The 16256-nt window shown below is 48.5% G+C and carries 16 protein-coding genes; 8 read left to right on the plus strand and 8 right to left on the minus strand.

What is annotated here, in order from left to right; all coding sequences use genetic code 11:
- Nucleotides 1-76: 76 nt before the first annotated feature.
- The 3 genes from MHI01_RS08995 to MHI01_RS09005 form a co-directional block, all read right to left on the minus strand.
- Nucleotides 77-661: a nitroreductase family protein gene (locus MHI01_RS08995; protein ID WP_076252315.1), complete on the minus strand. Its 585-nt coding sequence runs from the start codon at nt 659-661 to the stop codon at nt 77-79.
- A gap of 1 nt (nt 662) precedes the next feature.
- Nucleotides 663-1580: an iron-siderophore ABC transporter substrate-binding protein gene (locus MHI01_RS09000; RefSeq protein WP_338708291.1), complete on the minus strand. Its 918-nt coding sequence runs from the start codon at nt 1578-1580 to the stop codon at nt 663-665.
- A gap of 119 nt (nt 1581-1699) precedes the next feature.
- Entirely contained in the window at nt 1700-3370 is a 1671-nt protein-coding gene (locus MHI01_RS09005; protein ID WP_340982965.1) for an AraC family transcriptional regulator, read from the minus strand.
- A gap of 171 nt (nt 3371-3541) precedes the next feature.
- Between MHI01_RS09005 and MHI01_RS09010 the strand changes: the two genes are divergently transcribed.
- The 3 genes from MHI01_RS09010 (at nt 3542) to MHI01_RS09020 (ending at nt 4805) form a co-directional block, all read left to right on the plus strand.
- Nucleotides 3542-3871, plus strand: a complete 330-nt coding sequence (locus tag MHI01_RS09010) for a YtrH family sporulation protein (protein WP_026081169.1) — start codon at nt 3542-3544, stop codon at nt 3869-3871.
- Between the two features lie 21 nt (nt 3872-3892).
- Nucleotides 3893-4381 carry a hypothetical protein gene (locus MHI01_RS09015; RefSeq protein WP_036609856.1) on the plus strand — a complete coding sequence of 163 codons (489 nt, stop codon included), beginning with the start codon at nt 3893-3895 and terminating at the stop codon, nt 4379-4381.
- An 82-nt stretch (nt 4382-4463) separates the two neighbouring features.
- The gene (locus tag MHI01_RS09020; protein WP_017689501.1) at nt 4464-4805 is read left to right on the plus strand and encodes a YtpI family protein; all 342 of its coding nucleotides are present in this window, start codon (nt 4464-4466) and stop codon (nt 4803-4805) included.
- Between the two features lie 145 nt (nt 4806-4950).
- Here the strand turns inward: MHI01_RS09020 and MHI01_RS09025 are convergent, their stop codons facing one another.
- The 3 genes from MHI01_RS09025 to MHI01_RS09035 form a co-directional block, all read right to left on the minus strand.
- Nucleotides 4951-6285 carry a DRTGG domain-containing protein gene (locus MHI01_RS09025; RefSeq protein WP_036609860.1) on the minus strand — a complete coding sequence of 445 codons (1335 nt, stop codon included), beginning with the start codon at nt 6283-6285 and terminating at the stop codon, nt 4951-4953.
- Between the two features lie 212 nt (nt 6286-6497).
- Nucleotides 6498-6782, minus strand: coding sequence for a hypothetical protein (locus tag MHI01_RS09030; protein WP_085981456.1), 285 nt, complete (start codon nt 6780-6782; stop codon nt 6498-6500).
- Nucleotides 6783-6978: 196 nt separating this feature from the next.
- Nucleotides 6979-7326: a YlbF family regulator gene (locus MHI01_RS09035; protein ID WP_036609862.1), complete on the minus strand. Its 348-nt coding sequence runs from the start codon at nt 7324-7326 to the stop codon at nt 6979-6981.
- 237 nt (nt 7327-7563) lie between these two features.
- Between MHI01_RS09035 and MHI01_RS09040 the strand changes: the two genes are divergently transcribed.
- From MHI01_RS09040 to MHI01_RS09060, 5 genes are read left to right on the plus strand one after another with little or no spacing between them, the layout of a single operon-like run.
- Nucleotides 7564-8931, plus strand: coding sequence for a YheC/YheD family endospore coat-associated protein (locus MHI01_RS09040; protein WP_036609865.1), 1368 nt, complete (start codon nt 7564-7566; stop codon nt 8929-8931).
- A 50-nt stretch (nt 8932-8981) separates the two neighbouring features.
- Nucleotides 8982-10172 (plus strand): YheC/YheD family endospore coat-associated protein, encoded by a 1191-nt coding sequence (locus MHI01_RS09045; protein ID WP_340982966.1) that lies wholly within the window; start codon nt 8982-8984, stop codon nt 10170-10172.
- 60 nt (nt 10173-10232) lie between these two features.
- Entirely contained in the window at nt 10233-11606 is a 1374-nt protein-coding gene (locus MHI01_RS09050; RefSeq protein WP_036609869.1) for a YheC/YheD family endospore coat-associated protein, read from the plus strand.
- Nucleotides 11606-12712: a YheC/YheD family endospore coat-associated protein gene (locus MHI01_RS09055; RefSeq protein ID WP_036669946.1), complete on the plus strand. Its 1107-nt coding sequence runs from the start codon at nt 11606-11608 to the stop codon at nt 12710-12712. The genes MHI01_RS09050 and MHI01_RS09055 overlap by 1 nt, the downstream gene beginning before the upstream one ends.
- 35 nt (nt 12713-12747) lie before the next feature.
- The gene (locus MHI01_RS09060) at nt 12748-13926 is read left to right on the plus strand and encodes a YheC/YheD family endospore coat-associated protein (protein ID WP_053061509.1); all 1179 of its coding nucleotides are present in this window, start codon (nt 12748-12750) and stop codon (nt 13924-13926) included.
- A 62-nt stretch (nt 13927-13988) separates the two neighbouring features.
- Here the strand turns inward: MHI01_RS09060 and MHI01_RS09065 are convergent, their stop codons facing one another.
- Nucleotides 13989-15911: an alginate lyase family protein gene (locus MHI01_RS09065; protein ID WP_127544309.1), complete on the minus strand. Its 1923-nt coding sequence runs from the start codon at nt 15909-15911 to the stop codon at nt 13989-13991.
- Nucleotides 15908-16243 carry a cupin domain-containing protein gene (locus tag MHI01_RS09070; RefSeq protein WP_036669940.1) on the minus strand — a complete coding sequence of 112 codons (336 nt, stop codon included), beginning with the start codon at nt 16241-16243 and terminating at the stop codon, nt 15908-15910. The genes MHI01_RS09065 and MHI01_RS09070 overlap by 4 nt, the downstream gene beginning before the upstream one ends.
- Nucleotides 16244-16256 lie beyond the last annotated feature (13 nt).

Genomic DNA, 16256 nt, shown 5'->3' on the forward strand with positions numbered 1-16256 from the left:
TGGGAACAAAAAAAAGAGAGGTAACAGATATATCATAATATCTGTACGTCTCTTTTTACAAGTCTGTGTAACCTTCTTATCCCTCTTCATGACGAATCCAGGTAATGAGTTGCTCTGCCGGTTTTCTGCTTACAGGTCGTGAAACAGCATCTTCTCGAAGGTACCCAAGATGAAGTGTCCCCACCAACCGTTCGCCGGAATTCAGGCCTATTTTCGCGGCAAACGTATCCTCCCGGTTGTATTCGTTTGTTTTCCATACCAGTCCGATGCGTTCTTCCCAGGCGAGCAATTGCAAATTCTGAATCAGCCCAGCAGCTGCGAGCAAAGCCTCTTCATTTTTCCAACGATCCGTACCCTGTCGAACCACAACGCACACATGCACTGGCGTGTCTTCACAATAGTCCTTCGCTGCACTCTGCCCAAACTGTTCGAGTTCTTGTGGTGTATATGTCGATAGCACAGCATTGCTGAACATTTTACGACCCTCGTTCATAAAAACGATAAAGCGCCATGGTTCTTGTTTGGAATGATACGGAGCCCACACCGCAGCCTCAAGCAATTCAAGCAGCTTATCCTCAGATACGGGTCTGTTGCTGAATGACCGTACTGTTCTTCGCTCACGAATAACGCGCTCCACCGAATTAGATTGTGTATTCTTCATCTTAGTGATTTCTCTCCCTAATTACAGAAACAATATCCTCGACTGCATTCAAAGTAGCGACGGATGAGTACCCAAAGTTCATCCACTCCTTGTCCCCAACCAGATATACCTGATCTTCCTTGACTGCCTTCATTCCTTTCCAGATGTTACTCTCTTTCATTTCATCGTATAATTTCTGGGCATTCGTGTTGTCATCGCCACCATCAATTTGGAGAATGATGTGATCAGCCTGATATTCGGTAAGCAGTTCCAGCGAGACCGGCACACTCCCTTCATTTTTAGGATAGGCTGCTACCGTTTTCAATCCAAGCTCTTTATGAATCACCATACCTCTGTTGGACAGTTCACCCATAACATAGCTTTCTTTGGGCATGATTCTTAAGTAAATAAACGTCTCGTCTCCTACAAGAGCTTTTAGCTCATCGCGAGCAGTCGCAATTTTCTTATCATAATCCTGTATAGCCTGCTCCGCTTCCTTCTGCTTGCCCAGCGCCTCACCCATATCCTTCAATTCATCCCGCCAATTGTCCCTATCGGGAAGAAGAACTGTTTTGGCAATCTTGGCGTACTGGTCATATAATTTCTCATCCCGCCATTTCGGCGCGATAATGATATCCGGATCGGTTGCGAGAATGCCCTCCATGTTGGAACCATTACCTAACTTAGGCACGCTGTCGAATTTGCCTTCCAAATAATCCGGATAATCCGAATGATAGTTCTCTGCAGCCACAGGAGTCACACCAAGAACATACAAAAAATCAGGATATGTCACCGAAGTCGCAACCACGCGCTGTGCTTGTGTCTGAGGTTCGGTTCCCGCATTGGGTTCCGCCTTCTCTCCATTCGTCCCCGCGCAAGCTGTAGCCAGTAGCAAGGTAAGGATCATTCCTAATCCAAACCATTTGTTCGAATGTTTCATCTGTTTATCCCCTTCGGTGTTTAAATAATAACGATTCTCATTCTCATTATATACACACCCAGATATTAATGAATGGATATTTGGGCGTCCCGATTTGGATTTTTGCGAAGTCGGCAAGTTCAGGTCATACGTCTTATCAGTCTCTTCCTCTTCAAAAGATCTAACATCTCATGAATGGCATATTGAGTGGCAAGTGGGGAAAACGAGAAATTATACCACTCCGTATTGCTAAGCACATACACCTGATGATTCTGCACAGCCAGAAGCCGATCCCACATCGGGTGATCATAAAGATGAAGCCGGGCATCTACCCCATCCTCCATCTGAAGCAGAATATGATCAGGCTGAATTTCAGCGAGATGTTCAACGGCAACCAGCGTTCCCTCCCCAGAAAAAAGAGATGCCTTGGGCATGTTCAAATCCAGCTCCCGGTACAGCATACTCCCCCTTGAAGACTGTTCCCCATAAAGCGTTATTCCCTCACGGGTCAGACGAATGTAGACGATAGTCTCATCAGGAATAAGCGTCTGTAACTGTTCTCTTGCCTGGTACAGCCCCTCATCAAAATTGCTGATCACTTGCAGCGCCTGTTTGCTTTTTCCTAATAATTCTCCCAGATCTCTTAGTTCCTCTCTCCAGTTGCTGCGCTCAGGCAGAAGCACCGTTGTTGCAATTCGGTTAAGTTGCTCATAATTCATGCTGTCCTGCCATGCGGACGCAATGATCAGATCGGGTTTCATCCTCCGAATCTCTTCCAGGTTGAGTACATGACTTCTCTCCCACTTGCGAACTTGCTTGAACGATTCTTTCAGGTAATGCGGAAATTCACAAAACGGCGCTTGGGCAGCTATTGGAGTCATCCCAAGTGTATATAACAGCTCAGGTGCAGTCATCGTGGTTCCTAAATATCGACGATTATGCAGATACAGACGGGGGGAACGTCCTACTTTTTGCTTGAATCTTCGGCTGAAATAATGCTCATCTTCATAACCGACCTTACGGGCAATCTCATAGACACTGTCTCCAGTAAGATTCAATAACTCCTTGGCCCGTTTCATGCGTAATTCGGTGATATAATCACTTGGATTTTGATTCGTGATTTCCCTGAACCTTACGGTGTACCATTTGCGGCTGACATTAGCCATCTGCGCCAGTTGCTGGACAGTGACAGGTTCGTCGTAATGTTCATCTAGGTAGTCAATCGTTCTTTGTACAGCCTGATCGGGCTGTTGCGAGTGAACTTCGGGTTCAGCATCCCTTCTTATATGCTCGACCAATTTACATATCCATTGTTGAAAAAGAAGATGACACCACATCGGATCATGCAAGTCAGTATGTTGAAATGCCTCCACGATCTTCTTAATATCCTCCACAGCAGCATGTTGAAGAGCAACGAAGCTGCTTGGCTCAAGCTCGTGATCGTCCTCATCATTCTGCTTGTCCCATGGGTCTTCCGTGGGCGCCAGCTCCTGCGTCAGCCGAACCCTATGACATTGAATGATATAACAGACCAGTGGAGTTGAACCCCGGTTGACCAGAAAGGTCGACTGCCCTTTTTCGATTAGAAACAAGTCATGGGGACGAATGGAGTGGATGCCCTCTTCCAGTTCAACCTCTCCATCGCCGCTAACTCCAAGAACCAACTCCACGCCAGACACGGCAGCAGACCTCACAGCTACACCTGTGCCGAAGTTATACTTTTCCCCTGCGAGCAAGCTGACCTGCACGGCATCTTTCAGCACCATGGTCCAGTCTCTGAATAACAATCCGTATTTCGTCTCCAAGTTCATATCTTTATCTCCCCTGCCAGACTGTGAGTAACTTTAATCGCTCGATACATTTTTATCGACATTCTATCATAACGTTTGGGGGCACGCCCATACAATAGAAGTACAAGCCGCTCCCCCTGTGACAGACCGAAGACAGGAGGTGTGCTGCTAGGTCTGAAAGGGGTGTTGCCAGTGAGCACATTTTTGTCCAAAGCCATTCTTGATTTCTTTATTGCGTTTGGAATCGTGCTGGGCGGCGCGATGATCGGAGGTATTGGAGCAGTGATCTCTCTTCAGCCTCCGACACAGACGATGCTCGATATTTCTGGAAAAATAAAGATATGGGCACTCGCAGCCGCTGTTGGCGGCACAATAGATCCCATGCGTGTCATCGAGAGCAATTTTCTGGATGGTAACCTGTCTCCGGCGGTCAAACAAATCCTGTATCTGATCTCTGCTTTTATGGGCGCGCATATGGGAACCGAGTTAGTGAAATGGGTGTGCGGCGGAGGCCGGAGCTAATATGAGACAGGAACAGCGTTCATGAGAGTTCCGCCATTTTCTCGTTACCGCCCGCTGATGCGAATGACCGCTGTGTTTGTTCTGGGAATGATCGCTGGATGTGTCGTCTACAACGGCGTATTTCACCTGAGTTACAATGCGTTGTGGCTGAACAATCAGGAGCTGCAGCTTCAGCTGCATCAGAATGAGGAGGATATCAAAACGCTGAAAAAATACAGTAAACGCCAAACCGTTATCAAGGAAATCAAAGTCCGTGCAGAAGAATCGGATAAGGGGCCAGACGAGGCTTCTCTGAAAGTGATGTTACAGAAGCTCGGAGACGAACTTGAGGTGCTTCGGGGCAGAGATGTATTCAACATCGATGAGTATAGCAAAATGACGCGAATCATGCTGAATCAGAAAGTGTACTCAGTCAGGGAAAAGGAATACACCGTTCAGGTCAAAACGATGCTGGTTATGGAAGGCGTACTGCAAGTTTGGGTACAGATTCGCATGCACGTTCCTGCGTAACAGCAAAAAACTGCCCTTGTCTGCATCTCTCCATGGTACAATAAGGGCAGTAAATGCTTTCCAGAAAAGGAGCTGCGTCTTTGTGTTCATTGATGTACTCAAATATGCTCTAATCGCCATCTTTGCTGTTGCCATGGTTTTTGCAGCGTTGAACAGTATTCGTTCACACAGAAGTTCGGATGCTGCCAGCGCCGGTCTGTACCGTTCGTGGACAAATATCTGGATGGGTGGCATGCTTGTTGTTCTTGCCCTGATCCTGATGTTTGTCTTCACGGGCTCCACTTTATCTGTGATTGTGGAAGCGCTATTTCTGATTATGGGTGCGTACAATGTATTTGCCGGAATACGTAACCGCAGTTATTATGCGCGGCTTCAACAACGGTCCAGTAATGGATCAGGTAAAACCTCCGGACAATCTGCATGATTCGTTGAAGCTCTATCGTTGTGACTGCAAAAAGAGAGTACTTCCCCTTCATTAAGCGAAGCCAGAACCGCGCGACAGCGCAACCCGGCAGAGCTTCTTGATCAGGGAGTACTCTCTTTGTCTATACCCGAGGCAACGTACCCTGCTAGGCATGGTCAATCGACTGCAATGTCATTACCGCTTTGCATACCACACTGCCTTCACGGGTAACCACAATGTCCATTTTGCACGTTCGACGACTGGTTTCCAGAATTAACGGTCGAACCAGGATCTGATCCTCAATCTGTACCGGTCGAACAAAATAAGTTGTTACATTATCCACCACATGGTCGTTCCCTGTAACATCCCACGCTGCCCGCCGGCCAGCCTGTGTCATCACATTCAACAGAACACCTTCGGAGATCGTACCCAGATCCGTTGCCATCTGAGGAATGATGAATCCGTGAAATAACAATTCGTTCTGTTCACCACGCTCCTCGGCAAACCCGTTCCAGATCAGATGATCAAACGTCTCTCCCAGTTGTGGCTGCTTCTGTGCATCCCGCATGGCCTGAAGCACTTCCTTGCGTGTGACGGACGCAATCAGTTTGCGATTCCGATCCACGATTGGCAGAAAATCGATGCCTTCCCAGGTCATAATCTGGGCAGCAGAAGCAAGAGATGTCTGCAATGAAGCCGTAATCGGGCGGCGTATCACACATTTCTCAATACTTTGATCTTCTTTCAGCTCACTGACATCCTTCAGACTCACAATCCCGATGACCCGGTTCCATTCATCCACGACCGGGAAGCGATGTTCACCCGTCTCTGAAACCAACATATGAAAATCTGCGGCTGAACTGGTCACCTTCAGCACCTGCAAGCGAGGTTTCTGACCAATGATATCCTCAACAAGCATAATTTTTTTCTTAATCAGCCGGTCGAAGATCGCACGGTTAATCATTGAAGCTACCGTGAATGTATCATGTCTGGATGAAATAATCGGTAGCCCAAGCTCGTCAGCCATAATTCTTACTTCACGACTTGTCCCAAAACCACCCGTAATCAACACGCCCGCTCCCTGTTCGAGGGCAAGCGAGTGAGCATCTTCACGGTTACCTACAATCAGCAGACTCCCAGCGTCAATATAACGGGCCATTGCCTGTTCCTTCATCGCGCCAATCACATACTTGTGCAGCGGTTTGGCGAGACCTTCGTTACCCCCCAGCACATGGCCCTCCACAATGGTCACAACATCAGCAAAGGTCAACTGTTCCGACATGCCCCGAGGTCTCTTCTCGATCCGCACCGTTCCAATTCGTTCCTTGGTCACGACCAGCCCGAAGTTCTCCGCCTCTTTCACCGCACGATACGCTGTCCCTTCACTTACACCCAGCTCCCGCGCAAGTCCACGTACTGATATTTTGCTGCCAACCTTCAGTTGTTCAATATGTTGAAGTAACTGTTCATGCTTCGTGACGTTCTCTTCCTGTCCGTCCAACTGTACCACCCCCGAAGATGCATCTGTACTATACTGTATCTATTATAACACGGCTTTAGGAAAATAACCCCACCCCTACCCATTCTCACAGGCAAGTTCGCCATCTGAATTTAATCATCCCATTAACCTCTAATTCTGTATGTACCAAAAAAGACCGGGGCCCCTTTGTACCAAGGGATTCCGGTCTTCCATGTTGGATCTCATACTGTACCTTATACAGACTCGCTCCGCTCCTGCTTGTCCAGCAGTTTCATCTCCCACTGCCGCAGCTTCGCCCGGCGAACGGCTTCCAGTGCACGCTTCTTCTCTTCATCCACACCGAGAATAAAATGCAGATGTGCACCAACGATTAATAAGGAGAACAGCACCCATACGATGCCAAAAATATTAACCCAGTCCATTCCTCCAGCAAAGGAAATCCGCGGCAGTGCAATGACCAGCATCGACAACGCAATAAGCAGATAGATCACATGTTTTGCTTTTTTCAACCTCTTCACCATTCACAGCTCCTTCGTTCTTGATCGACTCTATATGTCTAGTCTATGAACGATAAGGAGCTAATATGAAAGGTTCAGATAAAAAAACAAGACAACCTTTTAGTACGTGTTCAAAAAGATCAGTTTTCAGTACCGAGAAGATGGAATGAAGCTAGGCATCCTTCGTAATCAAAAGTGGACTTTTTGAACTACCTTTTTACGCTTCAGCGCCACCGTACAGATGACCCAGGCTGTCAGCAATAATTTTATTCACGTCTTCAATGATGACACTGAGGCGACGCTCCGCATCAAACAAACGACGGATGTTCAGATTCAAACTCAGTACTTCAAACAGCTTCTCCATTTTCTCCATCTCATCCGGAGCTGGCATATCCCCGCTCATCATACGTTGTTGCAATTCCATTTGTTGATCACGGAAGTTATCCAGCATTGCTTTTGCATCCGGATCAGCTTCAATCAGCTTCATCGCGGAAGTAATCTCTTCCACCTCGCTGCTTTCTCTCAGTGCTTTGGCCAAATCATTGGCTTTGTCATAAATGTTCACTATTATTCCTCCTCAGATTGGTTTGTTCATCCGTGTTAATACACGCTTTTCTCTCCTGTCAAACAAGGGCGCTCTGAAACAGGCCATCCATAACCTGCCTCGAAATCAAATGCATTTAATCCATATGGGTCAATCACCAAGGGTTATATGTCCTCATATGATGAAGCACATGCCATGTTCAGATGCCGTTCAACTTCGAGATCAGACATCAAGTTGCCGCCCGGAAGGAGATCCGTGATGTCCACTAAAAAAGTAACGATTCAGGTTACCGGCTCGGGCATCCTGCAGGACGACGTCATCATGCTGGGCGAAGGGGTGCTTAAGGCGCTTAAAATCCCTTCAGGAAGGCCGCTTCAGTTGCAATTTGGCTCTTTCCGCCGCGAAGTCACTGTTATTCCGGTACCAAGGTATGACGGGCTGCGCATCAATCAGACAGTTGCCAGCAAGACCGGTCTCGTTCCACGTTCGGTCCTGAGGGTATCCTATCGTTCAGCCAGCCGTACGCTTCGCCTTGGACCCTACATCAGTGTACTGGTTAGCCAGGATTATCCCGATCAGCCCGATCGGCCCTTTGGCTCCATCACGATGTTCTGTCAAGAACTGGTGAACGCCTGCCGTAAGCAAGGCGCCTATGTATCCTTTTTCACACCGGAGGATATTGGAGCGGTAACGGGTTATATGAAAGGCTGGGTGTATGATGACGGCTGGAAAAAGACTGTTCTGCCTGTAGCAGACGTCGTCAATAACCGGCTAACGTCCCGCAAGCTTGAGAACAAACCTAGCGTACAGCATTTTATGAAAGAAGTAAAATCGCTCTACGGCACGCAAACCTTCAATGAAAAGTTTCTGGACAAAAACGAAGTGTTTGACGCACTCAAGTCCATTTCAACGCTTAAACGAGTTCTTCCCGAGTCTCATTTGCTCAAGACGTCTGCCATGCTCAAGACGATGTGCAACCGACATCCGGTTGTATTTCTGAAGCCCGTACGCGGTTCTTTGGGTAAAGGGATCATCCGGGTCTCACGTCAGATTGACGGAAGCTTCCTGACTCTGGCGACTGGCGTCGGGGGCACCCGGAAACAAACGTATACTTCTCTGGATAAACTGTATGCCAGTATGTCGGGGAAAATGAAAACAACGCGTTATCAGATCCAACAAGGGCTGACTCTCATTGACAACAGTGGCAGACCCGTGGATTTCCGTGCGCTCGTGCAAAAGAACCGTACAGGTAAATGGAGTGTAACCTCCATCGTCGCCCGGATTGCGGGCGGGAGTCACTACGTATCCAATCTGGCACGGGGTGGAAGTCTCAGCACCGTCAAGGATGCTGTTGCCAAAACACAGTTGTCTGGATCAGCCAAAGCTTCCGCATATGCAGGATTGCACACCGCAGCACTGGATATCGCTAAAGGGATCGAGAGTGCCATCCCTGCTCATTTTGGTGAACTTGGTATTGATCTGGCCTTGGACACCACTGGGCGCGTATGGCTGCTCGAAGTCAACTCCAAACCATCCAAGAATGATAATACACCACTGAGTGAGAGCAAGATCCGCCCTTCCGTCAAAGCCATGCTTGAATATTCTACGTACCTGGCGGGTTTTTGAAAAGTTATTCCCTATTGGAAACAAATCTGATAGAGGAGAGGTGTAGCGTAATGTTTCCAACATCTCAGACCAAGACACTGGCCATTCTGGTACGTGCAACCGAAGGCTCACCTCCCTTTACGGATGAACTTTTCTGCCGTCGTCTCAGTTTGGGGAGCATGAAATACGCCCTTCAGATTATTGTGATCCCGATATCGAATGATGCAGTCCATCTCCCTCTTCAATGGGGATATGTCTATCATCAAGGGAAGTGGAATTCGGTACCTGTTCCTGCAGTCGATCTCATTATGGATCGTTGTCTTCGCCCTATCTCCAGGTACGTCAGACAACAGCTTAAGGAATGGATACCAACCAACGGCACAGATCAACACCGTTATTGGTCTGCTTCCCTTCCAGGAAAATGGGAGGTACATCGTGTGTTGTCCCGAAATCCTGAATTGAGGTCACAACTTGCTCCCACAACCCGGATCGGATCGCATATTCCTTGGGAAACATGGCTGGACCGTTGGCCCAAAGGACTGTTCTTCAAACCGGTATCCGGGACTCATGGCAAAAATACCTTTCGCCTGTCTCGGGGAACGACTCCATCAACATGGATCGTGGAGGGGCGTAACGAGGACAATGAAACCTTTTTTCTTACATTCAACCATACCCAGGCTGTTTCTTCCTGGCTAGCATTACATCAGGCTGAACGTAAGATGATCGTGCAGCCATATCTGGAGCTTAGCCATCATGGAAGAGCATTCGACATACGGGCTCTAATGCAAAAGAATGGGCAAGGTCGCTGGACGCTTACCGGATGTATGGTACGGGAAGGACCCGAAGGTTCACTCACGTCCAATCTTCACGGTGGGGGGAAAGCATATCCTGCCCACGCATATCTGCTCCAGCGATATGGAACGAACCGCACGGAAACTCTGCTGAAGAGCATCCGGCAGACTGCTACGCTTATCCCCACCCTGCTGGAAAGCCGTTTCGGCAGGTTAGCCGAATTGGGGCTTGATTTCGGAGCAGATGCAGAGGGCCAACTCTGGCTAATTGAAGTCAACTCCAAACCAGGCCGCACCTCATTTGCAGAAGCGGGCGACCGACGCATGCATACCCTGACTTATACCCGGCCGCTTGCCTATGCCCGTTATCTGTTGCAACAACATGTTCTCACGGACGTCTTTCGTCCAATGAAATTGCCGAATACATCCAGCAAAGCTGGCCTGAAACCCATCCCGATTCACGGCGGCTGAGGCCCGCAGCGCCCGCTTGCCATGGAGCCCAAGGATCTTTTCAGGATAGGAGGATAAATCATGAGTTTGACCTTTTGCAATCTGCATTTCACCAAGCAACCGGATAAAGTGGTTTATGTATCCAACGCTTTAATGAAGAGCCTCAACCTGTCCGGCAAAAAAACGGTGCACCTTCGCTTCGGGCGTGACCGGGTACCTGCAACGATCAAACCAATCAAAAAAGCAGGTAAACATCTGTATCTCGCTTCAGGTATCCGTAATATGATGAACGTTCCCAAACGGGGCAGTATTTATCTCCGGAATTTGCAAAATGATGAGGTCCAGTTAGGTCCACTGATCGGCGTACTCTCTGATGGGCCTGCGACGAGCACGAATCCATTCGGTTCCCGTACTGGTTTCATCAAACAGTTACTCCGTGAAGGCAGCCGTAAATCCTACATTTACGCTTTTACTCCTCGGGATATCAATTGGCAGAATGAGACGGTATCGGGTTTTTTCCTGAATGATAACGGAAGCTTTACCCGCAGAACCGTACCTCTGCCCGATGTTGTCTACAACCGGTTACCAAGCCGTCGTTCAGACTTCTCACCAGCCATCAACCAGCTGCGGGAACGATTTGTTCGCCGAAAAATTCCGTTCTTCAACTGGAGCTTCTTCAACAAATCGGATATCTATACGTTGCTGGAGAACGAGCCGGCAGCAGGACGGTATATCCCTGAATCGATTACCAATCCTTCCGTTGAACAGATGAAGGAAATGTTGGAACGCCATCAGTTCGTCTACTATAAGCCTACTGCAGGAAGTCTGGGGAACGGGATCTACCGCCTGACTTATTCGCCCAAACGTGGATATTTCGCACGTTATCGCAAAAAAGGCGGTAATGCACTCCTGCGTTTTGGGTCCTTCAACAGTCTGATGCGCATGCTTCAGGGAAGACATGGTAAACAGTTACGCGGATATGTAGTTCAGCAGGGAATACGCCTAATTGAGATTGATGAATGTCCAATTGATTTCCGTTTTCACATGCACAAAAATGGTAACAATCAATGGGTTGTTGTCGGAATTGGAGCCAAAAAGGCAGGACGTGGCAGCGTCACAACACACATCAAAAATGGCGGCTCCCTAATGACTCCTGAGCAGGCGCTCAGTCGCAACTTCGGCGATCGTGCGGGAGAAGTTCTTCAGCATGCCAAATCCGTCGCTATTACACTGGCCCAGGCGATTGAAACCCAGCACCAGCATCTGATTGGTGAGATTGGCTTTGATCTGGGCATTGATCAGGAGGAACATGTATGGATGTTCGAAGCGAACGCCAAACCCGGGCGCTCCATTTTCCGTCACCCTTCACTCCGGGTGGAGGGCAAATCGTCGGTGGAGCACATCTTGGAACACTGCCTGTATTTGAGCAAGTTCCGGAAGAAGGAAGAGATTTGATGACCCTTCATGATGATTTCAAACCTGTCATTGCTGTTTTGACCATGCATGATAAACAGCGTATGTTCAGGGGAAATCATCAAAATTTTCAGGATATCTTACAGACAGGCGAGAGCATGGGATACGTGGTGTACATTGTAACTGTACGGGACCTGAACGTGAGTGGCCCCACCGTGAAAGGATATACGTACAACAAGGGGAGTGGAAAGTGGGTTTCACAACCTTTCCCCCTTCCCCATGTTCTGTACAATCGTATTCCCAACCGGGAAGACGAAGGAAAACCTTCCGTGCAGCGTAAAATTGACGAATGCATGCAATCAGGAATCGAACTGTATAACCCATTCTTTTTCAACAAATGGGATCTGTTCGAATGGCTCAGGAAATCCAAATCGACTCAGCAACTGATCCCTTATACTCGGCGGATGAGAAGTGCTTCTTCTCTGGGTGCCGTTCTACGGGCGTATCCCTATCTGTACCTTAAGCCCGAGAGCGGCAAAGCTGGCAAAGGAATCATGATGCTTAAATTTCAGGAAAAAGAACGGCTTCCCTATCGTCTCAAAATACAAACCACACGTAGAAGCACGACCTATAAAGCATCTACACTTGCCAAGTTATGGGCACGAATTCGCAAAGAAACCGGACATACGCCCTATATCATGCAACAAGGCATTGAACTGGCATCCTCTCGTAAACGCCCCTTCGATTTGCGTGTTCTTGTACAAAAGAACACCAAGGGCCAATGGAGCGTAACCGGTGTAGGAGCGAGACTTGCTGGCTCCCGTAGCATTACAACTCATGTGCCGCGCGGTGGGAGCGTAGAAGACCCTGAGAAGCTGCTGACCGAGCTTTTTGGCGAAGAAATGTCAACAACCCTGATGAAACGTGTGAAATCCACTTCATTAATGATCGCAAGACAGGTAGAACGGGGATCAGGTTACACGCTCGGAGAAATGTCCATGGATCTGGGCATTGATGACCTGGGGGAACTCTGGTTCTTCGAAGCCAATGCAAAGCCCATGAAGTTTGATGAACCACAGATCAGACGGCGGTCATTGGAACGTATTTTTCACTACAGCGCTTATCTTGCCCGTCAGTCCAAACGATGATAGACAGGAATACTGCAAAAAGAAGGTGATTGTTTGTGTCCTCACCTGTTCTGGGCATTATGACGTTGTACTTAAATGAACATCGCGCTCTTGAAGAACGAAGCGTTTATCGCAGAATGATTCTTGAAGGGCGCAAGCGGGGACTCGATATCTATGTATTCACACCAGCCGACGTACACCCCGGCGGCAAACAAATTGAAGCCATGGTTTTTCATGAAGGAAAAGGCTGGTCCAGGGAGTGGCGATCATTCCCGGACCTGATCTTTGATCGTTGCCGGATTCAGCGTAACCGAAGGTTCCAGCAATTGCTTGCTTTTCGTGAGAAATATGGGCATCTGCTCTTTCTGAACAGGCCACTGCGCAATAAATGGACCATCCACCAGACCCTTTTGCAAAAAGCCAACTTTCGTGAACACCTGCCGGAAACCGCTCTATTTCAGGATATGTCCGATGTAAACCGGATGCTTAAAGTTTCTTCTCTGGTCTATCTCAAACCCATTAATGGCACAGGCGGACGTGGTATTCTGCGCATTGAACGCAGCAGTAGCGAGGCTAATACAGTGCTTGTTCAAGGGCGAGATCAGAAGCGTCGTATCATCACTCCACGTAAAGTTCATTTATCACGACTTGGCGCGTTGCTCCAGCACTGGAACATGAAAGACAAGTATCTTGTACAAAAGGGCATTCAACTTCAGCTTCCGAATGGACGTGTGCATGATTATCGCATGCTCGTTCAGAAGAACGGAGAAGGACAATGGGAGCTTACTGGATGTGCTGGACGCATGGGTGCAGAAAAAAGCGTAACCTCCAATCTGCATGGCGGCGGTCAGGCAATAGCGATGGACCGACTCATGAAGCAATGGATCGAAGATGACGACCTCCGGTCAGAAATTAACACAACTGCAGAGAAATTCGGCATTGATGTTGCTTCGTTTCTGGAAGATACGTATGGGGACCTGTGTGAGTTGGCACTGGATTTGGCGATTGACAGAAGCGGGCGTATCTACCTGCTTGAAGTTAATCCCAAACCTGCACGTGAAGTATTCGCTCGCATCGGGGAGCGGGATATCTATTATAAAGCCATCACTCAGCCGCTGGAGTATGCCTTATGGGTATATCGCAACCGACCTCCCGGAACGGCCAGAAAGCCAGCCATTCCCAGGCCCGTTACGCAAAAATCACCCAGAGTAAAAAGAAAAAGGAAAGTCAAGTGAGTGAAGAAAAAGCAGGAGTCTATGTTCGCCAAGTGCGAGCATCTGCTCCTGCTTCACTGTTTTTATTTCTGTTCTTTCGACCATTGCAGCGTGTCGTTGTCAATCACAATATACCCTTTTTCCTCACCTTGCACATAAGATAATGCCAATCTCATCAGGTCAGGTTCCAGTTGGCATGTGGTTACACGTGTAACTTGGTCTGTATGATCCGCGGGGAGGCACAACGTCAGAATACCCACTTTACCCGAGAAATCAGTCTTGCCCTGGATGACCGATGTTTCCGACTTGGAACCATACACCTCAGATACCCAGCCGGGCTGCTCCGTCAACGCGAAGGCTCCCTTCCCGATGCCTGCCGTAACCCATTGCATCGTCAGCGTTATGGAAGATGCCTCATAGCTCATATCCGCCGTCATTTCTCCAGCTTCATTCATTCTCAACGCAATATCCGCTTGCGGATGCAGGTGAAAACGTTGCTCCAGAGTATGCTCTGCTTCTGCCTCCAGCCAATCCACAATTAATAGTATAGGGATCTCCACCCCTGCCAGCATCCACCGACGATGTGTAACTGGATCTGGCAAATGTGTATATCCATCCTGTGAAGCATCAATGAAGTGATAGCTGTCATTGCTCTCCCAACGTAGCGTTGTGGCCTGAGCCTCCGGTTCACCCCATTGCTGTGTGGAGAGATAAGGTGTCTGATCCAGACCATCCACCGTGACGGTATTGTGCGCCCGCGTACTTTTGAAATACCGACGCCATTTCCCTTCTTCATACGTATAACGTCCGGTGTCCGTGAAGAAAAGCTGGTTCTTCCACATCCACTCCACATTCAGCGCATCCGCATGTCCGTGTGCTCCGCCCATGGCAGCCGCATCAAAAAAAAGATATTGATACTTGTCCCTCATGACATAATATCCTGTCTGCGGAAAGGCTCGGCTCGACAACACCGGAGAAGAAGAAGCCTGTAGTCTGAGGCATCGCTCATATTTTTCTACACCCAGCAACCAGAGACACTCCGAGCTATCCGTTCCGCGAGCCATCAAATCATCATCGTCCAGGATCGCTCCAAGCAGGGTCAGTCGTTGTCGTCCATCGCCAACCCAATCCGAATCACCAATACCGGTAGACTGATGATCTGGTCGGATCAGCGCCTCAGTAAATGCGGCCATTTGGCGTAGACAGCGGGCATACCATGCCGAGAAAGGATGTCCTGAAATCTCACCCAATCGATAAGGGGTGCCAAACATTTCGATGCTGGCATTGTGGTAATGTGTTGTCAGTTCAACCTGTATCCCTTCTTCACCCAACTGATGCAACAAACACAGCTCAAGACGTTCCATCGCCACTTGACGCCAGTATGGACTTCGCGGGTGCTGGTGGTAGAACGTAGCGATCATGAACAACCCTTGCATATGCATAATGGCATGATTTATTTCCGTGCTGCCGAGGTAACGGGTCAAAAACTCGGCGTGCTCGTCCAGACCTTGTCGAAACTCCGCCTGAAAGCCTTCGTCTATCAGTGAACTCGCTTCCATATATTTATATGCCGATATCCAGGACTGCACACGTAGTCCCGTCTCCAGCAGGCGCCACGGACCGGGTTTTTGAAAGAACACAGCCTCGTCGTAAAACAGATTTACAGGTACCGGGTTTTGCTGTCTCCAGCTACGGAAGTGGTCAATAAATGCTGTTACATATAGCGGATTGCCCTTCATCAGATACGCCTTGCCCAGATCGAGCATATGCCAGTGTCGATTGATGCCCCATGTGAACTCCAGATCATTGGTCGGGTTGTGAAGCCAGTCCACGGGTGTCCCCATCGGAATCCAGCGATTCAGATCGTTGGTATAAGGAACGATAAATTCATTCAGGATGGCACGATTGGCAATCGTGAGCGAATTTCGGGCTTCTTCCGGAAAATGTTTTTCATAATATTGGGCAGCCCGTTGCAGGTCTGTTGCCGAAAGGTAAAAATCGCTCATTGGGACGCCTCAAGAAAATCCTGACGGAACGGCGTAAACACATCCAGAATGACGGAGTCCTCCAGTGCCTTAACCCCATGCGGGACGTTAAAACCGGCATAAAAGCTGTCCCCTGCTTTTAAGATGCGAGTTTCTTCACCGACCTGAACCTCAAAGCTACCTTTGACGATATAGCTGACCTGCTCGTGCGCATCATGGGAGTGAACTTCTCCAATACCACCTTTAGCAAAGGTAACCTCCACCATCATTAATGTACCGCCCATACCCAAGATCTTGCGGGAACTCGTTTCGTTCACGATATGTGCATCAATAGACGCATGATTAATAATCATATTGCTTTTCCCC

Origin of the sequence: Paenibacillus sp. FSL M7-0656 (assembly GCF_038003225.1) — a bacterium.
Classification (GTDB): Bacteria; Bacillota; Bacilli; order Paenibacillales; family Paenibacillaceae; genus Paenibacillus; species Paenibacillus amylolyticus.